Origin of the sequence: Streptomyces sp. E-08, assembly GCF_049913095.1 — a bacterium.
GTDB lineage: Bacteria > Actinomycetota > Actinomycetes > Streptomycetales > Streptomycetaceae > Streptomyces.
Window position 1 is genome coordinate 6,148,081 of sequence record NZ_CP183971.1, and the last position, 24,561, is coordinate 6,172,641.

Here is a 24,561-nt window from a genome sequence, read left to right on the forward strand (position 1 = left end):
TAAAGTCGGAACACGCCGGAAGGCCTCGAAGAAACAATAATTCGGGACCGGAAAGCACCGAGGAAATCGGGTCGGAAAGATCTGATAGAGTCGGAAACGAAGGAAGCGCCCGGAGGGCCTGGAAACAGGAACGAAGGAAGCGTCCGCACCTTGAGAACTCAACAGCGTGCCAAAAATCAACGCCAGATTAGTTGATACCCCGTCCATCTTCGGATGGCGAGGTTCCTTTGAAAGTCCTGCTGGCCCTTGTGGCGAGTAGGCAACATACACAGCGAGGACGCTGTGGACGGTCGGCCATATTCCGGCATGACTGTCCCGCTCAACGCGAGTGTCACCCGATTACGGGTAAACATTCACGGAGAGTTTGATCCTGGCTCAGGACGAACGCTGGCGGCGTGCTTAACACATGCAAGTCGAACGATGAAGCCCTTCGGGGTGGATTAGTGGCGAACGGGTGAGTAACACGTGGGCAATCTGCCCTTCACTCTGGGACAAGCCCTGGAAACGGGGTCTAATACCGGATAACACCGGCTTCCGCATGGGAGCTGGTTAAAAGCTCCGGCGGTGAAGGATGAGCCCGCGGCCTATCAGCTTGTTGGTGGGGTAATGGCCTACCAAGGCGACGACGGGTAGCCGGCCTGAGAGGGCGACCGGCCACACTGGGACTGAGACACGGCCCAGACTCCTACGGGAGGCAGCAGTGGGGAATATTGCACAATGGGCGAAAGCCTGATGCAGCGACGCCGCGTGAGGGATGACGGCCTTCGGGTTGTAAACCTCTTTCAGCAGGGAAGAAGCGAAAGTGACGGTACCTGCAGAAGAAGCGCCGGCTAACTACGTGCCAGCAGCCGCGGTAATACGTAGGGCGCAAGCGTTGTCCGGAATTATTGGGCGTAAAGAGCTCGTAGGCGGCTTGTCACGTCGGGTGTGAAAGCCCGGGGCTTAACCCCGGGTCTGCATCCGATACGGGCAGGCTAGAGTGTGGTAGGGGAGATCGGAATTCCTGGTGTAGCGGTGAAATGCGCAGATATCAGGAGGAACACCGGTGGCGAAGGCGGATCTCTGGGCCATTACTGACGCTGAGGAGCGAAAGCGTGGGGAGCGAACAGGATTAGATACCCTGGTAGTCCACGCCGTAAACGTTGGGAACTAGGTGTTGGCGACATTCCACGTCGTCGGTGCCGCAGCTAACGCATTAAGTTCCCCGCCTGGGGAGTACGGCCGCAAGGCTAAAACTCAAAGGAATTGACGGGGGCCCGCACAAGCAGCGGAGCATGTGGCTTAATTCGACGCAACGCGAAGAACCTTACCAAGGCTTGACATATACCGGAAAGCATTAGAGATAGTGCCCCCCTTGTGGTCGGTATACAGGTGGTGCATGGCTGTCGTCAGCTCGTGTCGTGAGATGTTGGGTTAAGTCCCGCAACGAGCGCAACCCTTGTCCTGTGTTGCCAGCATGCCCTTCGGGGTGATGGGGACTCACAGGAGACCGCCGGGGTCAACTCGGAGGAAGGTGGGGACGACGTCAAGTCATCATGCCCCTTATGTCTTGGGCTGCACACGTGCTACAATGGCCGGTACAAAGAGCTGCGATGCCGCGAGGCGGAGCGAATCTCAAAAAGCCGGTCTCAGTTCGGATTGGGGTCTGCAACTCGACCCCATGAAGTCGGAGTTGCTAGTAATCGCAGATCAGCATTGCTGCGGTGAATACGTTCCCGGGCCTTGTACACACCGCCCGTCACGTCACGAAAGTCGGTAACACCCGAAGCCGGTGGCCCAACCCCTTGTGGGAGGGAGCTGTCGAAGGTGGGACTGGCGATTGGGACGAAGTCGTAACAAGGTAGCCGTACCGGAAGGTGCGGCTGGATCACCTCCTTTCTAAGGAGCACAGTACCGATTGCAGGCAAACGTTCTGCACGGTCAGCTCATGGGTGGAACGTTGATTAGTTGGCACGGTCACGAGAATCTCTCACCAGTACTGCTTCGGCGTGGAACGTGAGAATGGTTCAACTGATCGTGCTTGGCACGTTGTTGGGTGTCTGAGGGTACGGCCGTAAGGTTCGTATCTTCGAGGATGCCGGCCCCAGTGAACTTGTTGCTTCGGTAGCAGGGTGATGGGTGGCTGGTCGTTGTTTGAGAACTACACAGTGGACGCGAGCATCTGTGGCCAAGTTTTTAAGGGCGCACGGTGGATGCCTTGGCACCAGGAACCGATGAAGGACGTGGGAGGCCACGATAGTCCCCGGGGAGCCGTCAACCAGGCTTTGATCCGGGGGTTTCCGAATGGGGAAACCCGGCAGTCGTCATGGGCTGTCACCCATGCCTGAACACATAGGGCATGTGGAGGGAACGAGGGGAAGTGAAACATCTCAGTACCCTCAGGAAGAGAAAACAACCGTGATTCCGGGAGTAGTGGCGAGCGAAACCGGATGAGGCCAAACCGTATGCGTGTGATACCCGGCAGGGGTTGCGCATGCGGGGTTGTGGGATCTCTCTTTCACAGTCTGCCGGCTGTGAGACGAGTCAGAAACCGTATGGATAGGCGAAGGACATGCGAAAGGTCCGGCGTAGAGGGTAAGACCCCCGTAGCTGAAATCTGTACGGCTCGTTTGAGAGACACCCAAGTAGCACGGGGCCCGAGAAATCCCGTGTGAATCTGGCGGGACCACCCGCTAAGCCTAAATATTCCCTGGTGACCGATAGCGGATAGTACCGTGAGGGAATGGTGAAAAGTACCGCGGGAGCGGAGTGAAATAGTACCTGAAACCGTGTGCCTACAAGCCGTGGGAGCGTCGGATACAGCTTGCTGTATCTCGTGACTGCGTGCCTTTTGAAGAATGAGCCTGCGAGTTTGCGGTGTGTTGCGAGGTTAACCCGTGTGGGGAAGCCGTAGCGAAAGCGAGTCCGAATAGGGCGATTCAGTAGCACGCTCAAGACCCGAAGCGGAGTGATCTAGCCATGGGCAGGTTGAAGCGGAGGTAAGACTTCGTGGAGGACCGAACCCACCAGGGTTGAAAACCTGGGGGATGACCTGTGGTTAGGGGTGAAAGGCCAATCAAACTCCGTGATAGCTGGTTCTCCCCGAAATGCATTTAGGTGCAGCGTCGTGTGTTTCTTGCCGGAGGTAGAGCACTGGATAGGCGATGGGCCCTACCGGGTTACTGACCTTAGCCAAACTCCGAATGCCGGTAAGTGAGAGCGCGGCAGTGAGACTGTGGGGGATAAGCTCCATGGTCGAGAGGGAAACAGCCCAGAGCATCGACTAAGGCCCCTAAGCGTACGCTAAGTGGGAAAGGATGTGGAGTCGCAGAGACAACCAGGAGGTTGGCTTAGAAGCAGCCACCCTTGAAAGAGTGCGTAATAGCTCACTGGTCAAGTGATTCCGCGCCGACAATGTAGCGGGGCTCAAGCGTACCGCCGAAGTCGTGTCATTGCAGTACATACCCCCAACGGGGACTGTGATGGGTAGGGGAGCGTCGTGTGCCGGGTGAAGCAGCCGCGGAAGCGAGTTGTGGACGGTTCACGAGTGAGAATGCAGGCATGAGTAGCGATACACACGTGAGAAACGTGTGCGCCGATTGACTAAGGGTTCCTGGGTCAAGCTGATCTGCCCAGGGTAAGTCGGGACCTAAGGCGAGGCCGACAGGCGTAGTCGATGGACAACCGGTTGATATTCCGGTACCCGCTTTGAAACGCCCAATATCGAGCCCATTAATGCTAAGGCCGTGAAGCCGTTCCGGACCCTTCGGGGAAAGGAAAGTGGTGGAGCCGTCGACCCAAGGTGGTAGTAGGTAAGCGATGGGGTGACGCAGGAAGGTAGTCCAGCCCGGGCGGTGGTTGTCCCGGGGTAAGGGTGTAGGGCGTGTGATAGGCAAATCCGTCACGCATTAAGCCTGAGACCTGATGCCGAGCCGATTGTGGTGAAGTGGATGATCCTATGCTGTCGAGAAAAGCCTCTAGCGAGTTTCATGGCGGCCCGTACCCTAAACCGACTCAGGTGGTCAGGTAGAGAATACCGAGGCGTTCGGGTGAACTATGGTTAAGGAACTCGGCAAAATGCCCCCGTAACTTCGGGAGAAGGGGGGCCACGTCTGGTGATCGGATTTACTCCGTGAGCTGGGGGTGGCCGCAGAGACCAGCGAGAAGCGACTGTTTACTAAAAACACAGGTCCGTGCGAAGCCGTAAGGCGATGTATACGGACTGACGCCTGCCCGGTGCTGGAACGTTAAGGGGACCGGTTAGCTCTGTTTCGACAGGGCGAAGCTGAGAACTTAAGCGCCAGTAAACGGCGGTGGTAACTATAACCATCCTAAGGTAGCGAAATTCCTTGTCGGGTAAGTTCCGACCTGCACGAATGGCGTAACGACTTCTCGACTGTCTCAACCATAGGCCCGGTGAAATTGCACTACGAGTAAAGATGCTCGTTTCGCGCAGCAGGACGGAAAGACCCCGGGACCTTTACTACAGTTTGATATTGGTGTTCGGTTCGGCTTGTGTAGGATAGGTGGGAGACTTTGAAGCCGTGACGCCAGTCATGGTGGAGTCGCCGTTGAAATACCACTCTGGTCGTGCTGGATGTCTAACCTCGGTCCGTGATCCGGATCAGGGACAGTGTCTGATGGGTAGTTTAACTGGGGCGGTTGCCTCCCAAAGGGTAACGGAGGCGCCCAAAGGTTCCCTCAGCCTGGTTGGCAATCAGGTGTTGAGTGTAAGTGCACAAGGGAGCTTGACTGTGAGACCGACGGGTCGAGCAGGGACGAAAGTCGGGACTAGTGATCCGGCGGTGGCTTGTGGAAGCGCCGTCGCTCAACGGATAAAAGGTACCCCGGGGATAACAGGCTGATCTTCCCCAAGAGTCCATATCGACGGGATGGTTTGGCACCTCGATGTCGGCTCGTCGCATCCTGGGGCTGGAGTCGGTCCCAAGGGTTGGGCTGTTCGCCCATTAAAGCGGTACGCGAGCTGGGTTTAGAACGTCGTGAGACAGTTCGGTCCCTATCCGCTGTGCGCGTAGGAATATTGAGAAGGGCTGTCCCTAGTACGAGAGGACCGGGACGGACGAACCTCTGGTGTGCCAGTTGTCCTGCCAAGGGCATGGCTGGTTGGCTACGTTCGGGAGGGATAACCGCTGAAAGCATCTAAGCGGGAAGCCTGCTTCGAGATGAGTATTCCCACCTCCTTGAGAGGGTAAGGCTCCCAGTAGACGACTGGGTTGATAGGCCGGATGTGGAAGCCCAGTAATGGGTGGAGCTGACCGGTACTAATAGGCCGAGGGCTTGTCCTCAGTTGCTCGCGTCCACTGTGTTAGTTCTGAAGTAACGAACACGCCCCCCTTTGGGTGGTGCGGCGGTTCATATCTTCATAGAGTTTCGGTGGTCATAGCGTTAGGGAAACGCCCGGTTACATTCCGAACCCGGAAGCTAAGCCTTTCAGCGCCGATGGTACTGCAGGGGGGACCCTGTGGGAGAGTAGGACGCCGCCGAACATCTGCCCTTTTAGCTCAGTCGGTAGAGCGTCTCCATGGTAAGGAGAAGGTCAACGGTTCGATTCCGTTAAAGGGCTCCGAAATGAAAAGGCCCCCGCCTCTTGGCGGGGGCCTTTTCGCGTTTCCCGGACGGATGCGGGCCGGCGCCTCCCCTGAAGGGAAGGCGCCGGGTGGCGTCAGCTGGGGTCCGGCTCCCGGAGGCGCATCGCCAGGATGGCCATGTCGTCGGAGGCGGGAGCCTGGGCGAAGCGCTCGACCGCGCGGAGGACCCGGGAGGCGACCGCGCCGGCCGTCAGCCCCGTACAGGTCTTGAGGACCTCGGCCAGGCCGTCGTCGCCCAGCATGCGGGTGCCCTCGCGGCGCTCCGTCACGCCGTCCGTGACGCACAGGAGGACGTCGCCCGGGTCGAGCGTGACCGTCTGCTCGTACAGCTCGAGGTCTTCCATGACGCCGAGGAGCGGCTGCGGTTCGGCCGCGGGCTCCACCGTGCCGTCCGGGCGGAGGCGCAGCGGGAGGGGGTGCCCGGCGCAGACCACCTTGAGGATCGCCGAGCCGTCCTGCTGCGGACGCATCTCGCCGTACAGCAGGGTCAGGAAGCGGCTGCGGGCGCCCTCGTCGAGGATCGCCGCGTTCAGCCGCTCCAGGACGGCCGGGCCGCCGAAGCCCTCGCGGGCCAGGAGGCGCAGGGCATGGCGGGCCAGGCCCGTGACGGCGGCCGCCTCCGGGCCCGTACCGCACACGTCGCCGATGGCGAATCCGTAGACGTCGTCCCTGATGGGGAAGACGTCGTAGAAGTCGCCTCCCACCTCGTTGCCCTCGCCCGCCGCGCGGTAGATCACGTCGACCTCGACGCCCGGGATCACGGGGAGGCCGGGCGGCAGGAGGCTGCGCTGGAGGGACTGGCTGATCGCCACGCGCTCCGAGTACAGGCGGGCGTTGTCCAGGGCCAGGGCGGCCCGGCGGGACAGGTCCTCGGCGAGCTCCAGGATCTCCTGGCGGAAGTGGTCCTCCGAGGGCCTGCCGAGGGTCAGCATGCCGATGACCCGGTTGCGGGCGACCAGCGGCAGGACGACCGTCTCGCCGGCGACCGCGCTCGCGGTCGCCAGGGTGGTGTCGATGCCGGAGGAGAGCGGGCTCGTCGGGTGGTCGAGGGCACGGACCGAGGCGGTCAGCGCGGCGCGGTGCGCGGCGTCGCCCGGGGCGGACCAGACGCGGGCGCCGAGGGTCGGCACCGGGTCGGGCGGGGCGATGGAGGAGAGCAGGTCCTTCAGACCGTCGATGCGGTCCTCGTCCTCGTGGAGCACGTACGAGAGGTACGGGTCGGAGGCCTGGTCGGCGATCGTGTAGACCGCGCACCAGGTGGCGAGGGTGGGGACCGTCATCTGGGCCATGAGGGCCAGGGTCTGGTCGCGGTCGAGGGTGCCGGCCAGGAGGTCGGAGGCCTCGACGAGGAAGCTGAGGGAGCCACGGCGGAGCCGTTCGAGTTCGCCGAGGCGAGCCGATTCGACGGCCAGGGCGATGCGGTCGGCGGCGAACTGGAGGCGCAGGGCCTCCTCGTTGGAGTAGCGGTTCGCGGACTCGGCGGCCACGCCGAGGGAGCCGGTGAGGCGGCCCTCGACCTTGAGCGGGACGGTGACGACCGAGCGCATGCCGGTGCCTTCGAGGAGGGGCACGGCGCCGGGGACGGCGGCCAGGTCCTCGTGGACGGCGGGCATGCGGGCGGAGCCGTAGCGGCTGGCGCCGGTCTCCACGGGGACGCGGGCGAAGCGCTGGCGGGCGGCCGGGAGCCCGGTGGTGGCCCGTACCTCCAGTTCCGTCTCGTCGTCGGTGGCGAGGAGGAGGAAGGCGGCGTCGCCGTCGAGCATGTCGCGGGCGCGCTCGACCGTGCGCTGGAGGAGGCCGTCGAGGTCGTCGGGGGCGGGGGAGCCGATGAAGACCTCGAAGGGGTCGGCGGCGCGGCTCTCGGCGCCCGGCTCGGCGACGGGGCGCTGGGGGGTCTGGAGGACGGCGCGCTCGTGCTCCCGCACCAGGAGGCAGACGGTGGAGGGCTCGCCCTGAGCGTCGCGGACCCGGAGGTGGGAGGCGTAGACGGGGATCACGCGGCCGTCGGCGCAGCGGATGCCGTAGCTGCCCTCCCAGCGGGAGAGGCGGAGGGCCTCGGCGAGGCCGGTGCCGATGCCGGGGGTGTGGGGCCAGGCGGCGAGGTCGCCGAGGGGTTTGCCGGTGACCTGCTCGGAGCCGTAGCCGAAGAGTTCCTCGGCGTCCTCGTTCCAGGCGGTGATCGTGCCGCCGCGGTCGATCTGGGCGACGGCGACGCGGACGCGGGTCTCGGCGACCGGGAGGAGGGCGTCGGGGAGGACGGGGCCGGCGGAGCGGGTGCCGACGGGGCGCTGGGGGAGGTTCAGGTGGAACCAGACGTGCTTGCGGGTGGGGGAGTAGTCGACGCCCCAGCGGTGGGCGAGTGCCGCGCAGAGGAGCAGGCCGCGGCCGTTCTCGCGGTCCGGGCTGCCGAGGGAGCGGCCGGTCTGGACGGGGATCTCGCGCTCGGGGTACCGGTCGGAGACCTCGACGCGGACGCTGTCGTCGGAGCGGAGGCAGAGGACCTCGGCGGCGGTGCCGGCGTGGATGACGGCGTTGGTGACGAGCTCGCTGGTGAGGACGACGGCGTCGTCGACGAGTTCGGGGTGTCCCCAGCCCTGGAGGGTGTCCCTGACGAAGGCGCGGGCGGCCGCGACGGACCGCCCGACGGGCTCGAAGCTGGCAGTCGCCCGCGCGGTGATCACAGCACTCCTCGTACGCGTCTCGACGCCCGGCTCTGCCATGCTCGGTCTGTCCCTCCCGCTGCCCGGTGATCGTGTGCACACCACACCGCCCCCGCCGGGCGGACCGGGGCGGTTGGACAGCCGGATGCCAGGTTACTTACCTTCACTGTCCGAGCGGATGCCGGTCACCGTTGATTCCGTCCCTCGGGGGTAGGGACGCTGTGCGAAGCTGCCGAACTGTTATCGCCTGGTTCGGTCACGGTGAAACACTGGGCAGGCTGACGGCGAGAGCCGGAGCGGAACGGTCGACCCCTTTCGGGAGGGACACGGTGGAGTCTGGCACGGCGGCGCGGCGCGGCGGAGGCAGTGGCACGCGCGCGAGGGGCGGACGTTCCCGTGGGGGGACGGTCCAGGTGGACGCGGCGGCGCTGGAGCGGTTGCTGGCCGCGCTGGCGTCGATGCGGGACGGCAACTTCCGCAAGCGTCTTACGGTGTCCGGTGACGGGGTCATGGCGGAGATCTCCGCCGTGTTCAACGAGGTCGCCGACCGGCAGATGCACGTGACGGGGGAGCTGTCCCGGGTGCGGCGGGTGGTCGGCCGTGAGGGCAAGCTGTCCGAGCGGCTCGAGGCGGGGCCCAGCGAGGGGGCGTGGGCGGCGGCGATCGAGGCCGCGAACGCGCTCGTCGACGATCTGGCGCGGCCGGTGTCCGAGGTGGGGCGGGTCCTGTCGGCGGTGGCCGAGGGTGATCTGGACCAGCGGATGGACCTGCGTTCGGAGAGTGCGGACGGCACCGTGCGGCCGCTGCGCGGGGAGTTCCTGAAGGTCGCGCGTACGGCCAACAACCTGGTCGACCAGCTGTCGGTGTTCGCGTCCGAGGTGACCAGGGTCGCCGTCGAGGTGGGTACGGACGGCAAGCTGGGCGGTCAGGCGCAGGTGCGCGGGGTGTCCGGTTCGTGGAAGGACCTCACGGACTCCGTCAACACCATGGCGAACCGGCTGACCGCGCAGGTGCGGGACATCGCGCTGGTGACGACGGCGGTCGCCGACGGTGATCTGTCGCAGAAGGTCACGGCGAACGTGGCCGGCGAGATGCTGGAGCTGAAGAACACCGTCAACCGGATGGTGGACCAGCTGTCGTCGTTCTCCTCCGAGGTCACCCGTGTCGCGCGCGAGGTGGGTACGGAGGGCGAGCTCGGCGGTCAGGCCGAGGTCGCCGGGGTCGCCGGTGTGTGGAAGGACCTCACCGATTCCGTGAACACGATGGCGGGCAATCTCACCAATCAGGTGAGAGGCATCGCCGAGGTGACGACGGCGGTCGCCAACGGTGACCTGTCGCAGAAGGTGCGGGTCTCCGCGCGCGGTGAGATCGCCCAACTCGCGGACACCATCAATCAGATGACCGAGACGCTGCGGACGTTCGCCGACGAGGTGACCCGTGTGTCGGGCGAGGTCGGCGCGCAGGGTCTGCTCGGCGGTCAGGCGCAGGTGCCGGGTGCGGCGGGGACGTGGAAGGACCTCACGGACTCCGTCAACACGGTGTTCCGGAACATCACCACGCAGGTGCGGGACATCGCGCAGGTGACGACGGCCGTGGCCAACGGTGATCTGTCGCAGAAGGTCACGGTGGACGTGGCCGGCGAGATGCTGGAGCTGAAGAACACCGTCAACACGATGGTGGACCAGCTGTCCGCGTTCGGTTCCGAGGTGACCCGGGTGGCCCGGGAGGTCGGCGTCGAGGGTCTGCTCGGCGGTCAGGCCGAGGTGCCGGGTGCGGCGGGGACGTGGAAGGACCTCACCGACTCGGTGAACACGGCCTTCCGCAACCTGACGGGCCAGGTGCGGGACATCGCGCAGGTGACGACGGCGGTGGCCAACGGTGATCTGTCGCAGAAGGTCACGGTGGACGTGGCCGGCGAGATGCTGGAGCTGAAGAACACCGTCAACACGATGGTGTCGCAGCTGTCGTCCTTCGCGGACCAGGTGACCCGGATGGCCCGGGACGTGGGCACCGAGGGCCGGCTCGGCGGTCAGGCGCGGGTCGACGGGGTGTCCGGGCGCTGGCGGGAGCTCACGGACTCCGTGAACTTCATGGCCGGCAACCTGACCTCGCAGGTGCGGCAGATCGCGCAGGTGACGACGGCGGTGGCGCGCGGTGACCTGTCGCAGAAGATCGACGTGGACGCGCGCGGCGAGATCCTGGAGCTGAAGAACACCATCAACACGATGGTGGACCAGCTGTCCGCCTTCGCGGACCAGGTGACCCGGGTGGCCCGTGAGGTGGGCACGGACGGCCGGCTCGGCGGTCAGGCGCAGGTCCCCGGCGTGGCCGGTGTGTGGCGCGACCTGACGGACTCGGTGAACGGCATGGCCGGCAACCTCACCACCCAGGTCCGCAACATCGCGCAGGTCGCCACGGCGGTGGCGCGCGGTGACCTGTCGCAGAAGATCGACGTGGACGCGCGCGGCGAGATCCTGGAGCTGAAGAACACCCTCAACACGATGGTGGACCAGCTCTCGAACTTCGCGGAGCAGGTGACCCGGGTGGCCCGCGAGGTGGGCACCGAGGGCATGCTGGGCGGTCAGGCGGAGGTGCAGGGGGTCTCCGGCACCTGGAAGGACCTCACCCAGTCGGTGAACTTCATGGCGAACAACCTCACCATCCAGGTGCGGAACATCGCCGAGGTCACCACGGCGGTCGCCACGGGCGACCTGTCGAAGAAGATCACGGTCGACGCCAAGGGCGAGATCCTGGAGCTGGTGACGACCGTCAACACCATGGTCGACCAGCTGTCGAACTTCGCCGACGAGGTCACGCGCGTGGCCCGTGAGGTGGGTACGGAGGGCATCCTCGGCGGCCAGGCACGCGTGCGCGGTGTCACCGGCACGTGGAAGGACCTCAGCGACAACGTGAACCTGATGGCCAACAACCTGACCAGCCAGGTGCGCAACATCTCCCGGGTCTCCGCGGCCGTCGCCAACGGCGACCTGACGAAGAAGGTCACCGTCGAGGCGCGCGGCGAGGTCGCCGAGCTCGCCGACACCGTCAACACGATGGTGACGACGCTGTCGTCGTTCGCCGACGAGGTGACCCGGGTGGCCCGCGAGGTGGGCACGGACGGCATCCTGGGCGGCCAGGCGCGGGTGCCGGGGGTGTCGGGCACCTGGCGCGACCTGACGGACTCGGTGAACGGCATGGCCGACAACCTCACCGGTCAGGTGCGCCAGATCGCCGCCGTCACGACCGCCATCGCCAAGGGCGACCTCACCAAGAAGATCGACATCGACGCGCGCGGTGAGATCCAGGAGCTGAAGAGCACCATCAACACGATGGTCGACCAGCTGTCGAACTTCGCCGAGGAGGTCACCCGGGTCGCCCGCGAGGTGGGTACGGACGGCCAGCTGGGCGGTCAGGCCCGGGTCCGTGACGTGGACGGCACCTGGCGGGACCTGACGGAGTCCGTGAACGAGATGGCCGGGAACCTGACCCGTCAGGTGCGGGCGATCGCGGCCGTCGCCACGGCGGTCACCCGCGGCGACCTCAACCTGAAGATCGACGGTGTCGACGCGGCGGGCGAGATCCAGGCCCTCCAGGAGAACATCAACACCATGATCGCCAACCTGCGCGACACGACCCTCGCCAACGAGGAGCAGGACTGGCTCAAGGGCAACCTGGCGCGCATCTCCGGTCTCATGCAGGGCCGGCGGGACCTGGACGACGTGGCCTCGCTCATCATGAGCGAGCTGACCCCGGTGGTCTCGGCCCAGCACGGCGCCTTCTTCGTGGCCATGCCGACGGCCTTCGCGCACAGCGACGCCGAACTCGTCGGCGAGGGCGACGGCGCGTACGAGCTGCGGATGCGCGGGAGTTACGGATACTCCGCCGGGTCCATGCCGACCTCGTTCCGCCCCGGCGAGACGCTCATCGGGACGGCCGCGGAGGAGAAGCGGACCATCCAGGTCAACGTGCCGCCGGGCTATCTGAAGATCTCGTCCGGGCTCGGCGAGGCCGCGCCCGCGCACGTGATCGTGCTGCCGGTCCTCTTCGAGGGGAAGGTCCTCGGGGTGATCGAGCTGGCGTCCTTCCAGCCGTTCACGCAGATCCAGCGCGACTTCCTCAACCAGCTCGCCGAGCTGATCGCGACCACGGTCAACACCATCAGCGTCAACACCAAGACCGAGGTGCTGCTCCAGCAGTCGCAGAAGCTCACCGAACAGCTCAAGGAGCGGTCGGCCGAGCTGGAGCACCGGCAGAAGGAGCTCCAGGGCTCCAACCTGGAGCTGGAGGAGAAGGCCGAGCTGCTCGCCCGGCAGAACCGCGACATCGAGGTGAAGAACACCGAGATCGAGGAGGCCCGGCAGGTCCTGGAGGAGCGCGCGGAGCAGCTCGCCGTCTCCATGCGGTACAAGTCGGAGTTCCTCGCCAACATGTCGCACGAGCTGCGCACGCCGCTCAACTCGCTGCTGATCCTGGCCAAGTTGCTCGCGGACAACGCCGAGACGAACCTGACGCCGAAGCAGGTCGAGTTCGCCGAGACCATCCACGGTGCCGGGTCGGACCTGCTCCAGCTGATCAACGACATCCTCGACCTGTCGAAGGTCGAGGCGGGCAAGATGGACGTCTCGCCGACCCGCATCGCGCTCGTCCAGCTCGTCGACTACGTGGAGGCGACGTTCCGGCCGCTCACGGCGGAGAAGGGTCTCGACTTCTCGGTGCGGGTCTCGCCCGAGCTGCCGGCCACGCTCCACACCGACGAGCAGCGGCTGCTCCAGGTCCTGCGCAACCTGCTGTCCAACGCGGTGAAGTTCACGGACACGGGCGCGGTGGAGCTGGTGATCCGGCCGGCCGGAGCGGACGTGCCGCAGTCGATCCGCGAGCAGCTCCTGGAGGCCGGGTCGCTGCGCGATCCGGAGGCCGACCTCATCGCGTTCTCGGTCACCGACACCGGGATCGGGATCGCGGCGAGCAAGATGCGGGTCATCTTCGAGGCGTTCAAGCAGGCCGACGGCACGACCAGCCGGAAGTACGGCGGTACGGGTCTGGGGCTCTCGATCAGCCGGGAGATCGCGCGGCTGCTCGGCGGCGAGATCTTCGCGGCGAGCGAGCCCGGTCGGGGGTCGACGTTCACGCTCTATCTGCCGCTGAGCCCGACGGAGCTGCCGTCGAACGGCTACGGGCAGGGCGCGCAGGACGCCGACGACCCGCACCAGGGGGTCGAGGAGGGCATGGCCGGTGCCGTCCACCCGTTCCCGCACTTCCCGCCGCCGCCCGTGCGGACGGAGGCGCGGTCCGGGGCCGGGGCGCTGTTCCGGCACCGGCGGAAGGCCGCGGCGGAGGCGACCGGGGCGCGGGGCGCGGTCCCCGGGCAGCCGGGTCAGCCGGCGGTGGACCGGGAGGAGCCGGAGGCAGAGCCGCGCCGTACGTTCGCGTTCTCCGGGGAGAAGGTGCTCATCGTCGACGACGACATCCGCAACGTCTTCGCGCTCACCAGTGTCCTGGAGCAGCACGGGCTCGCGGTGCTCTACGCCGAGAACGGGCGGGAGGGCATCGAGGTCCTGGAGCAGCACGACGACGTGACGGTCGTCCTGATGGACATCATGATGCCGGAGATGGACGGGTACGCGACGACGACCGCGATCCGGCGGATGCCGCAGTTCGCCGGGCTGCCGATCATCGCGCTGACGGCGAAGGCGATGAAGGGGGACCGGGAGAAGGCGATCGAGTCCGGTGCGTCGGACTACGTGACGAAGCCGGTCGACCCCGATCACCTGCTGTCGGTCATGGAGGGCTGGATGCGGGGGCAGTGACTCCGCGGCGGGGGTCCGCGCCGCGCCCGGCGCGGACCCCCGGGCTCCGGGGGTGCCCGCTGACGGACTGTCGCCAGGGGCGTGTGAGAGGCCGGGATACGGGGAACCTTCTGGTCTCCCACCGCGTTTCCGGTACGTGCACAGTGACATCGCGGTGACAGGGTGTGGCGACGGGCGGGGTGCGGCTACGATGACCGGCACAAGGACGGACGGCGCTAGGGAGTCGTCTTCTGGGGCGGCTCCCGGTGCTTCCCCCGGTTCGGGGGACCGGGGAGAGCCGTTGCCGGGACGAGGAGGACGGGGCATGGTGCAGAAGGCCAAGATCCTCCTGGTCGATGACAGGCCGGAGAATCTGCTGGCGCTGGAGGCCATTCTCTCCGCGCTCGATCAGACGCTGGTGCGGGCATCGTCCGGGGAGGAAGCGCTCAAGGCGCTGTTGACGGACGACTTCGCGGTCATCCTGCTCGACGTCCAGATGCCGGGCATGGACGGTTTCGAGACCGCCGCCCACATCAAGCGGCGGGAGCGGACCCGGGACATCCCGATCATCTTCCTCACCGCCATCAACCACGGCCCCCACCACACCTTCCGGGGGTACGCGGCCGGGGCGGTCGACTACATCTCGAAGCCCTTCGACCCGTGGGTGCTGCGCGCGAAGGTCTCCGTCTTCGTCGAGCTCTACATGAAGAACTGCAAGCTCCGCGAGCAGGCCGCCCTGCTGCGGCTGCAGTTGGAGGGCGGCGGCGAGGGCGGTCACGGCAAGGAGTCCGCCGGGCTGCTCGCCGAGCTCTCGGCGCGGCTCGCGGCCGTCGAGGAGCAGGCCGAGGCCCTGTCGAAGCAGCTCGACGACGACTCCGCCGACGCGGCCGCGGTCGCCACCGCCGCACACCTGGAGCGCAAGCTCACGGGGCTGCGGCGGGCGCTCGACGCGCTGGAGCCGGGGACGGGTGCCGCGCCGACGCTGCCCGCCCAGAGCTGACGCACCGTCATTCTCCGTCCCGGACGACGGGGATCGGTTCCCGCACTGCGGGGGCCGTCGTGATGCGGCGTCAGCGTTGGGCCCCGGCGCGGACGACACGAACGGGTGAGGCGGACAGGCGGTCTCCACACCGGTAACCTCGGCATCATGGCTTCACGTACGTCCGGCAAGGGTTCCCAGGGCACGGCGAACACCGCAAAACCGCGCGCCGGCCGGACGACGGGTGCCGCGAAGAAAGCGGCGCCCGCGAAGTCCCCCGCCAAGCCGCCCGCGAAGAAGGCGCCGGCCAAGAAGGCCGCGCCCGCCAAGCGGGCCCCCGCACGGAAGACCGCCGCGAAGAAGCCCGCACCGCGGCCCGCCCCGTCCCCGACCGGGGGCGTCTACCGGCTCGCGCGCGGCGCCTGGCTCGGCCTCGCCCACGCGATCGGCGCGATGTTCCGGGGGATAGGGCGCGGCGCCAAGGGGCTCGACCCCGCCCACCGCAAGGACGGGCTCGCGCTGCTCCTCCTCGGGCTCGCGCTGATCGTCGCCGCCGGCACCTGGTCCAACCTGCGCGGCCCGGTCGGCGACCTCGTCGAGATGCTCGTGACCGGCTCCTTCGGCCGGCTCGACCTGCTCGTACCGCTGCTGCTCGGGGCGATCGGCATCCGGCTGATCCTCTACCCGGAGAAGCCCGAGGCCAACGGCCGGATCAGCATCGGCCTCTCCGCACTCGTCATCGGCGTCCTCGGCCAGGTGCACATCGCCTGCGGCTCGCCGGGGCGCGGCGACGGCAGCGCGGCCATGCAGGACGCCGGCGGGCTCATCGGCTGGGCCGCGTCCCAGCCCCTCGTCTTCATGATGGGCGAGGTCCTCGCCGTACCGATGCTGGTGCTGCTCACGGTCTTCGGGCTGCTCGTGGTCACCGCCACCCCGGTCAACGCGATCCCGCAGCGGCTGCGCGCCCTCGGTGCGAAGCTGGGCATCGTCGAGCTCCCGTACGACCCGGCCGAGGCCGAGGGCCATCCCGGGCACCCGGACCACGAGGCCTACGACGAGGAGTGGCGGGACGCGGCGGCGCGTCCCGCGCGGCCCGTCCGGCGCCGCGCGGCCGGGCCGGCGGAGCCGTACGACGTGGACCGGGCCGAGGCGGAGATGCTGGAGCGGCGCGGCCGCCCGGGCCGCAGGACCTCCGCGCGCGACGACGTCGACTCCGGTCTCGACCCGGTGGACGTCGCCGCTGCGGCGGCCGCCGCGCTCGACGGCGCCGTGCTGAACGGCATGCCGCCCTCGCCGATCGTCGCCGACCTCACCAAGGACGTCACCGCCGAGCGGAACGCGGCCGTGGCGGCGTCCGCCCCCGTCGAGAAGGCCGCTCCGGTACCGCCGGCCCGCGGGGCGGACCGCCCCGGTGGCGGCGTACCGGATCTGACGAAGCCGGCGCCCGAGCCGGCCGACCTGCCGCCCCGGGCCGAGCAGCTCCAGCTCGCGGGCGACATCACGTACTCCCTGCCCTCGCTCGACCTCCTGGAGCGCGGCGGGCCCGGCAAGACGCGCAGTGCCGCCAACGACGCGGTCGTCGACGCGCTCTCCAACGTCTTCACCGAGTTCAAGGTCGACGCGGCCGTCACCGGCTTCACCCGTGGTCCGACGGTCACGCGGTACGAGGTCGAGCTCGGCCCGGCCGTGAAGGTCGAGAAGATCACGGCCCTGACCAAGAACATCGCCTACGCCGTGGCCTCGCCCGACGTGCGGATCATCTCGCCGATCCCCGGCAAGTCCGCCGTCGGCATCGAGATCCCGAACAGCGACCGCGAGATGGTCAACCTCGGGGACGTGCTGCGGCTCGCGGACGCGGCCGGCGACGAGCACCCGATGCTCGTGGCGCTCGGCAAGGACGTCGAGGGCGGCTACGTGATGGCGAACCTGGCGAAGATGCCGCACGTCCTGGTCGCCGGTGCCACGGGCTCCGGAAAGTCCTCGTGCATCAACTGCCTGATCACGTCGGTCATGATAAGGGCGACCCCCGAGGACGTCCGGATGGTGCTCGTCGACCCCAAGCGGGTCGAGCTCACCGCCTACGAGGGCATCCCGCACCTGATCACCCCGATCATCACCAACCCCAAGCGGGCCGCCGAGGCGCTCCAGTGGGTGGTGCGCGAGATGGACCTGCGCTACGACGACCTGGCCGCCTTCGGCTACCGGCACATCGACGACTTCAACCAGGCCATCCGGGACGGCAAGATCAAACTGCCCGAGGGCAGCGAGCGCGAGCTCAACCCGTACCCGTACCTCCTGGTGATCGTCGACGAGCTCGCCGACCTGATGATGGTCGCGCCGCGCGACGTCGAGGACTCGATCGTCCGGATCACCCAGTTGGCCCGCGCCGCCGGCATCCACCTCGTGCTCGCCACCCAGCGGCCGTCCGTGGACGTCGTCACCGGCCTGATCAAGGCGAACGTGCCCTCGCGGCTGGCCTTCGCCACCTCGTCGCTCGCCGACAGCCGGGTCATCCTCGACCAGCCCGGCGCCGAGAAGCTGATCGGCAAGGGTGACGGGCTCTTCCTCCCGATGGGCGCCAACAAGCCCGTCCGCATGCAGGGCGCCTTCGTCACCGAGGACGAGGTCGCGGCCATCGTGCAGCACTGCAAGGACCAGATGACGCCGGTCTTCCGGGACGACGTCACCGTCGGGACCAAGCAGAAGAAGGAGATCGACGAGGACATCGGCGACGACCTCGACCTGCTGTGCCAGGCGGCCGAGCTGGTCGTCTCGACGCAGTTCGGCTCCACCTCGATGCTCCAGCGGAAGCTGCGCGTGGGCTTCGCGAAGGCCGGCCGGCTGATGGACCTGATGGAGTCGCGGAGCATCGTCGGACCGAGCGAGGGCTCCAAGGCGCGGGACGTGCTCGTGAAGCCGGACGAGCTGGACGGGGTCCTCGCCGTGATCCGGGGCGAGTCGGGAGCATAGCGGCGGGGAGTCCGGGTACCCGGTTCGAGACCTGGCCGAGACTCACTCGTAAGGGAACGGTGGGCAACCGTTTCCCCTGGCCGTACGTCAAGTTGGAGGGAGGGACAGAAGGATGTCCCAGCCTCATGGCGTACAAACAGCACCCGCCCGGTTGCCCCACCCTTTCGTACCACCCATAGACTGAACGTCCAGCAGGTGGCTACACGCTCGAAAGGCGCTCTCGTGTCCATCGGCAACTCCCCCGAAGACGACCGGACCTTCCCGGCAGACGACCGGGACTCGATCGGTCGCGCTCTCCAGCAGGCCCGTATCGCCGCCGGTCTCACCGTCGAAGAGGTCAGTGCCTCCACCCGTGTCCGGATCCCGATCGTGCACGCGATCGAGGAGGACGACTTCTCGCGCTGTGGCGGCGACGTCTACGCCCGCGGCCACATCCGTACCCTCGCGCGCGCCGTCGGTCTCGATCCGGCCGACCTGATCGAGCAGTACGACGCCGAGCACGGTGGCCGTCCCGCGCCCACCCCCGCCGCCCCGCTCTTCGAGGCGGAACGTATCCGCCCCGAGCCGCGCAGGCCCAACTGGACCGCCGCGATGGTCGCGGCCATCGTCGCCGTCGTCGGTTTCGTCGGCTTCACGATGTTCAACGGGAACGACGCCCCGAAGGGGACCACGGTCGCCGACGGCGGCCCGGCCCCCGCCCCGGAGAAGGCGACCTCCGCCGCCAAGCCGAAGCCGGTCAAGCCCGCGCCCAAGCCCACCGAGAGCGCGATCGCCGCGGTCCCGCAGGACAAGGTCACGGTCAAGCTCTCCGCGATCGACGACAAGAGCTGGATCTCCGCCAAGGCGCACGACGGCAAGCTCCTCTTCGACGGGCTCCTCCTCAAGGGCGAGTCCAAGACCTTCCAGGACGACGAGCGCGTCGATCTGGTCCTCGGCAACGCCGGCGCCATCGAGCTCTACGTGAACGGCAAGAAGCTCGACGACAAGTTCGAATCCGGCCAGGTCGAGCGGCTCAGCTACACCAAGGGCGACCCCGAGGCCGGCTGAGACCCGCCGTGAGACGGGCCCCGAGGCCCGCGATGTGGCCTCTGTCGCGCAGGTGAACCCTGCGCGACGGGGTAACTGCCGGGACGAAGTAGTCTTGAGTCCATGCCCGAACGCCGTACCGTCGCCCTTGTCACTCTTGGCTGCGCCCGTAACGAGGTGGACTCGGAGGAGCTCGCAGGCCGCTTGGCAGCGGACGGCTGGGAGCTCGTCGAGAACGCCGAGGAAGCGGACGTCGCCGTCGTCAACACCTGCGGATTCGTCGAAGCCGCCAAGAAGGACTCCGTCGACGCCCTGCTCGAAGCCAATGACCTGAAGGACCACGGCAAGACCCAGGCCGTGGTCGCCGTCGGCTGCATGGCCGAGCGGTACGGCAAGGAGCTCGCCGAGGCCCTCCCGGAAGCCGACGGCGTCCTGGGCTTCGACGACTACGCCGACATCTCCAACCGCCTCCAGACCATCCTCAACGGTGGCAGTGTCGAGGCGCACACCCCGCGTGACCGGCGCAAGCTGCTGCCGCTGTCGCCCGTGGAGCGCCAGGAGGCCGCCGCGGCCGTGGCCCTGCCGGGACACGGCACCGTGGACGCCCCCGAGAACGTGCCGAGCGACCTGCCCGACGGCCTCGCGCCCGCCTCCGGGCCCCGCGCGCCGCTCCGGCGCCGTCTGGACACCAGCCCTGTCGCCTCCGTAAAGCTCGCCTCAGGCTGCGATCGCCGCTGCTCCTTCTGCGCCATCCCCTCCTTCCGCGGCTCCTTCGTCTCGCGCCGTCCCTCGGACGTGCTCAACGAGACGCGCTGGCTCGCCGAGCAGGGTGTGAAGGAGGTCATGCTGGTCTCCGAGAACAACACCTCGTACGGCAAGGACCTCGGCGACATCCGGCTCCTGGAGAGCCTGCTGCCCGAGCTGGCCTCGGTCGACGGCATCGAGCGCGTCCGCGTCAGCTACCTCCAGCCCGCCGAGATGCGCCCCGGCCTGATCGACGTCCTCACGTCGACGGACAAGGTCGTGCCCTACTTCGACCTGTCCTTCCAGCACAGCGCCCCGGACGTGCTGCGGGCCATGCGCCGCTTCGGCGACACCGACCGCTTCCTGGAGCTCCTGGAGACCATCCGCTCCAAGGCGCCCACCGCCGGCGCCCGGTCCAACTTCATCGTCGGCTTCCCCGGCGAGACCGAGGCGGACTTCGCCGAGCTGGAACGCTTCATCACCCACGCGCGCCTCGACGCCATCGGCGTCTTCGGCTACTCCGACGAGGACGGCACCGAAGCCGCCACGTACGAGCACAAGCTCGACCAGGACGTCGTCGACGAGCGCCTCGCCCACCTCTCCCGGCTCGCCGAGGAGCTCACCGCGCAGCGCGCGGAGGAGCGGATCGGAGAGACCCTGGAAGTACTCGTCGAGTCCGAGTCGGACGACGAGGACGAGGAGGGCGGCTGGATCGGCCGCGCGGCCCACCAGGCGCCCGAGACCGACGGACAGGTCCTGCTGCTCACCACGGACGGCGGTGCGGGCTCCGACCTGGCCCCGGGCCGTATGGTCAGGGCGAAGGTCGTCGGCACGGAGGGCGTCGACCTGGTGGCCGAGTGTCTTTTCGAGGAGGCGGGCAGATGACCGGAGTCCCGGCATCCGCGACGGGCGGGACCGGTAGGCCGGCGCCGCGCGGCAAGCTGGGCACGGCGGCCGTCAACCAGGCCAGCCTGTGGAACATCGCGAACATCCTCACGATGATCCGGCTCGTTCTCGTGCCGGGCTTCGTGCTGCTGCTGCTCCAGGACGGCGGGCACGACCCCGTATGGCGTGCCTGGGCCTGGGCGGCGTTCGCGGTGGCCATGATCACGGACGTCTTCGACGGGCACCTCGCCCGCACGTACAACCTGGTCACCGACTTCGGGAAGATCGCCGACCCCATCGCCGACAAGGCGATCATGGCGGCCGGACTGATCTCACTGTCCTCGCTCGGCGACCTGCCCTGGTGGGTGACCGGCGTCATCCTGGCCCGCGAGCTCGGCATCACCCTGATGCGGTTCTGGGTCATCCGGCACGGGGTCATCCCCGCCAGCCGCGGCGGCAAGATGAAGACGCTCGCCCAGGGCACCGCCGTGGGCATGTACGTCCTCATGCTCACCGGCGCGCTGGCCTCCTTCCGCTTCTGGGTGATGGCGGTGGCCGTCGTGCTGACGGTCGTGACCGGTCTGGACTACGTCCGGCAGGCCGTCGTCCTGCGCCGACAGGGGCTCGCGGCGGAGCGGGAAGCCGCGCGGTCGGAGACGGCGACGCGATGACCGAGGCCGCCCGGGTGCTGGCGCTGCTCGCGGAGCGTGATCAGACGCTGGCCGCCGCGGAGTCGCTCACGGGCGGACTGGTGGCCGCCGAGCTCACCGGCGTACCGGGCGCCTCGGTGTCCTTCCTGGGGTCGGTCACGGCCTACGCCACGACCCTCAAGCGCGAGCTCCTCGGTGTCGACGGGTCCCTCCTCGCGGAGCGCGGAGCGGTGGATCCCGAGGTCGCGCTGCAGATGGCGGCCGGTGTGCGGGACCGGCTCGGCGCCGACTGGGGGATCTCGACGACCGGCGTCGCGGGGCCGACGCCGCAGGACGGCCAGCCCGTCGGAACCGTCTACGTGGCCGTCGCCGGCCCGGCCGCGACGAGCGCCCGCGCCGGGAAAGTGGTGTCGTTGAGGTTGAACGGCGATCGTACGGAAATCCGTAGAGAGAGCGTACGGAGCGTGCTGGAACTGCTCCATGAGGAACTCTCGGGAAATGCGCGGGCACAGGATACGGAACACAACGGGGGGAATTGATGTTTGCAGCCCTGAGTGAACACGACATCGCTCCCCGCACGGCCGCAGCGCGAGGCGGTACGGTGGGGCGAGAAGGATGCGGCTACGCGGTCCGAGGAGGGAGCCACCGATGATTCTGCTCCGTCGCCTGCTGGGTGACGTGCTGCGTCGGCAGCGCCAGCGCCAGGGCCGTACTCTGCGCGAAGTCTCCTCGTCGGCCCGAGTCTCGCTCGGCTATCTCTCCGAGGTGGAGCGGGGGCAGAAGGAGGCTTCCTCCGAGCTGCTCTCCGCGATCTGCGACGCGCTGGACGTACGGATGTCCGAGCTCATGCGCGAAGTGAGCGACGAGCTGTCGCTGGCCGAACTGGCCGAGTCGGCAGCGGCGAGCGAACCGGTCCCGACGCCGGTACGCCCGATGCTCAATTCGGTGTCGGTGACGTCGGTGGCCGGAGTGCCCACCGGGCGGGTGACCATCAAGGCCCCTGCCGAAGCGGTGGACGTCGTCGCTGCCTGAACCGAAGTGGGGCGAAGCCCCGGTCGGTGCCCTCATCGTGGGGCGCTGACCGGGGCTTTTCTCATGCCCGGGGGAGCGGGGGCGCTTCCGCTGGAGATGCCGGGTTCCGGGGTGCCGTGCCATGGTGGGAGGGACGTACGACTGGGCCGTGTGCGCCGGGTCTGCCCCCGGTGCGCCCTCCCGCAGGGTGATCCTGCCGGTCTAGCGTCGACCGCAGGAGGCGGCCATGGTACGGCGACGGGTTCCGCTGGTGACGCTCGCGTTGCTCGCGTGCGGTCTCGCGGCCGGAGGGCTCTGGTGGTGGGCGGTGCTGCGGCTGCTCCTCGTGCCGGGGGAGACCGGGCCCGTCGAGGGGGCGGTGGCCGCGGGCGGCTGGGGACTCAGCCTGCTGCCGGTGCACGTCGCGGCCTCGTCGGGGCGACGGCGTGTGGTGCCGGCCTCCGTACGGTCCGGGGTGCTCGTCGCGCCGGGGCTTCCGGGCGAGGCGGCCCGAAGGGTCACCAGGGCATCGCGACGCCGCCGTTGGGGCGGAGGATCTGACCGGTCGTGAACGCGGACGCGTCGGACGCCAGGTGCAGCACCGCGTGGGCGATGTCCTCGGCCTCGCCGACCCGCCTGAGCGGTGAGTGACGGACCATCGCCGCCTCGGCCTGCTCCTGGGCCGCCGGCTCGTGGCGGTCCGTCATCGGGGTGCGGATCCAGCCCGGGGCGATCGCGTTGACGCGGATGCCGTGCGGACCCGCCTCCGTGGCCAGGGTCTTCGTCAGCTGGACGACGGCCGCCTTGGTGACGCTGTAACAGAGCAGGCCCGGGCTCGCGGTGTCCATCGCGCCCGAGGCCATCGTCACGATCGAACCGCGGACGCCGGCGTCGATCATCGAACGGGCCGCTTCCTGGCAGGCGTGGAGCACGCCCTTGAAGTTCACGGCGAGGACGCGGTCGAGGTCCTCGTCCCGGGTCTCCAGGACCGTGCTCGTGTGCATGATCCCCGCGATGGCGGCCATGACGTGGAGGGGCCCGGCGGCGCGGACGGCCGCCGCGAGGGCGGGCCGGTCGGTGACGTCCAGGGTGTGGGTGTGCGCGGTGCCGCCCTCACGGGCGATCAGGGCCGCCGTCTCCTTCAGGCCCGCCTCGTCGCGGTCGGCGCAGTGGACGGTGGCACCGGCCCGGGCGAGGAGAGCCGCGGAGGCGCGGCCGATACCGCTCGCGGCGCCGGTGACGAACGCGGTGCGGCCGGTCAGGTCGTACGCCGGGAGAGTCATCGTCGTCGTCATGTCCGGACCGTACGACCGGATCTGACGGATCGTCAATTGTCGGGGCGGATTCCGTCCGGGCCCCGCTGGCAGCCCGGGCACCAGTACGTGACCCGGTCGCCGAGCTCCGCCTTGCGGATCGCGGTGCCGCAGCGCAGGCAGGGGCGGCCCTCGCGGCCGTAGACGTGGAGCGGGGTGCCCGGGCGCCGCGTGGTCGTGGTGCGGCGGTCCGGACGGTCCTTGTTCGCGTCGAGCAGGCGGTGGGCCGTGGCGACCAGACGGGCCGGGACGTCCGGGGCGAGCTCGCCGACCGGGAGCCACGGGGTGACGGCGGCGAGGAAGGCCAGTTCCGACTTGTACACGTTGCCGATGCCGGCCAGGTTGCGCTGGTCGAGGAGGGCGGCACCGAGGGGGCGCGCGGGGTCGGCGACGAGACGCCGCACGGCCTCGTCGGGATCCCAGTCCGGGCCGAGCAGGTCCGGCCCCAGATGGCCCACGGCGTTCGCCTCCTCGGCGGTACGGATCAGCTCCAGGACGGGGAGGCGGTAGCCGTACGCGGTGGACTCGGCGTTCCCGAGGACCGCGCGGATCTGGTGCTCGGGACCGCCGCGCGGGCGCTCCCCGGTGGCGTACACCCGCCAGGCGCCGTCCATCCGCAGGTGCGAGTGGAGGGTGAGCCCGCCCTCGATCCGGGCGAGGAGGTGTTTGCCGCGCGGGGTGACGTCGAGGAGCGTGCGGCCGGTGAGGTCGGCGGTCGCGAACCGGGGCACGCGGAGGTCCGCGCGGGTGAGGACCTGGCCGGCGAGCGCGGTGTGCAGGCGGTGAGCGGCCTGCCAGACGGTATCTCCTTCGGGCACGGGTCCATTGTGGGCCGGTGCCTGGTGGGGCGGGGCCTTTGCACGCGGTGCCCGCGCCCGGTGTGGGCTCGGGCGGTGACCCGCACCCGGTGTGGGCCCGTCGCCCGCTGCCGTGTGGGCAGGCGTGGGCA

Annotated in this window: 11 protein-coding genes, 1 tRNA gene and 3 rRNA genes; 12 read left to right on the plus strand and 3 right to left on the minus strand. The window is 68.2% G+C overall.

Annotation, left to right across the window (positions count from 1 at the left end; translation table 11 throughout):
* Positions 1-352 precede the first annotated feature (352 nt).
* The 4 genes from ACN9MM_RS28455 (at position 353) to ACN9MM_RS28470 (ending at position 5,563) form a co-directional block, all read left to right on the plus strand.
* A 16S ribosomal RNA gene (locus ACN9MM_RS28455) occupies positions 353-1,878 on the plus strand.
* A 287-nt stretch (positions 1,879-2,165) separates the two neighbouring features.
* A 23S ribosomal RNA gene (locus ACN9MM_RS28460) occupies positions 2,166-5,285 on the plus strand.
* An 84-nt stretch (positions 5,286-5,369) separates the two neighbouring features.
* Positions 5,370-5,486: ribosomal RNA gene (gene rrf / locus ACN9MM_RS28465) — 5S ribosomal RNA — on the plus strand.
* Together the 16S, 23S and 5S rRNA genes with 1 tRNA gene alongside form the textbook arrangement of a ribosomal RNA operon.
* Before the next feature lie 4 nt (positions 5,487-5,490).
* Positions 5,491-5,563, plus strand: a tRNA-Thr gene (locus ACN9MM_RS28470).
* A 99-nt stretch (positions 5,564-5,662) separates the two neighbouring features.
* Here the strand turns inward: ACN9MM_RS28470 and ACN9MM_RS28475 are convergent.
* The gene (locus tag ACN9MM_RS28475; RefSeq protein WP_426366533.1) at positions 5,663-8,308 is read right to left on the minus strand and encodes a SpoIIE family protein phosphatase; all 2,646 of its coding nucleotides are present in this window, start codon (positions 8,306-8,308) and stop codon (positions 5,663-5,665) included.
* Positions 8,309-8,577: 269 nt separating this feature from the next.
* Here ACN9MM_RS28475 and ACN9MM_RS28480 point away from each other — a divergent pair, with 269 nt between their 5' ends.
* The 8 genes from ACN9MM_RS28480 to ACN9MM_RS28515 all read left to right on the plus strand — a co-directional run bounded on the left by ACN9MM_RS28480 (position 8,578) and on the right by ACN9MM_RS28515 (position 22,320).
* On the plus strand, positions 8,578-14,055 hold the full coding sequence (locus tag ACN9MM_RS28480) for a HAMP domain-containing protein (RefSeq protein WP_426366534.1): 5,478 nt from the start codon (positions 8,578-8,580) through the stop codon (positions 14,053-14,055).
* Between the two features lie 304 nt (positions 14,056-14,359).
* A complete protein-coding gene (locus ACN9MM_RS28485) occupies positions 14,360-15,034 on the plus strand; it encodes a response regulator (RefSeq protein ID WP_093873786.1) in 675 nt (224 codons plus the stop codon).
* A 147-nt stretch (positions 15,035-15,181) separates the two neighbouring features.
* Positions 15,182-17,983: a DNA translocase FtsK gene (locus ACN9MM_RS28490; RefSeq protein WP_426366536.1), complete on the plus strand. Its 2,802-nt coding sequence runs from the start codon at positions 15,182-15,184 to the stop codon at positions 17,981-17,983.
* A 222-nt stretch (positions 17,984-18,205) separates the two neighbouring features.
* Positions 18,206-19,030 (plus strand): helix-turn-helix domain-containing protein, encoded by an 825-nt coding sequence (locus tag ACN9MM_RS28495; RefSeq protein WP_382868723.1) that lies wholly within the window; start codon positions 18,206-18,208, stop codon positions 19,028-19,030.
* Between the two features lie 102 nt (positions 19,031-19,132).
* A complete protein-coding gene (gene rimO, locus ACN9MM_RS28500; protein ID WP_426366538.1) occupies positions 19,133-20,638 on the plus strand; it encodes a 30S ribosomal protein S12 methylthiotransferase RimO in 1,506 nt (501 codons plus the stop codon).
* Positions 20,635-21,309, plus strand: coding sequence for a CDP-diacylglycerol--glycerol-3-phosphate 3-phosphatidyltransferase (pgsA, locus tag ACN9MM_RS28505; protein WP_426366539.1), 675 nt, complete (start codon positions 20,635-20,637; stop codon positions 21,307-21,309). Before rimO ends, pgsA begins: the two co-directional genes overlap by 4 nt.
* Positions 21,306-21,827: a CinA family protein gene (locus tag ACN9MM_RS28510; RefSeq protein WP_426366540.1), complete on the plus strand. Its 522-nt coding sequence runs from the start codon at positions 21,306-21,308 to the stop codon at positions 21,825-21,827. The genes pgsA and ACN9MM_RS28510 overlap by 4 nt, the downstream gene beginning before the upstream one ends.
* 109 nt (positions 21,828-21,936) lie before the next feature.
* Complete coding sequence (locus ACN9MM_RS28515) at positions 21,937-22,320, plus strand: helix-turn-helix domain-containing protein (RefSeq protein ID WP_024758922.1); 384 nt, start codon at positions 21,937-21,939, stop codon at positions 22,318-22,320.
* Positions 22,321-22,817: 497 nt separating this feature from the next.
* Here the strand turns inward: ACN9MM_RS28515 and ACN9MM_RS28520 are convergent, their stop codons facing one another.
* Complete coding sequence (locus ACN9MM_RS28520) at positions 22,818-23,582, minus strand: SDR family NAD(P)-dependent oxidoreductase (protein ID WP_426368849.1); 765 nt, start codon at positions 23,580-23,582, stop codon at positions 22,818-22,820.
* Positions 23,583-23,626: 44 nt separating this feature from the next.
* Entirely contained in the window at positions 23,627-24,430 is an 804-nt protein-coding gene (locus tag ACN9MM_RS28525; protein ID WP_426366541.1) for a DNA-formamidopyrimidine glycosylase family protein, read from the minus strand.
* Positions 24,431-24,561: the final 131 nt, after the last annotated feature.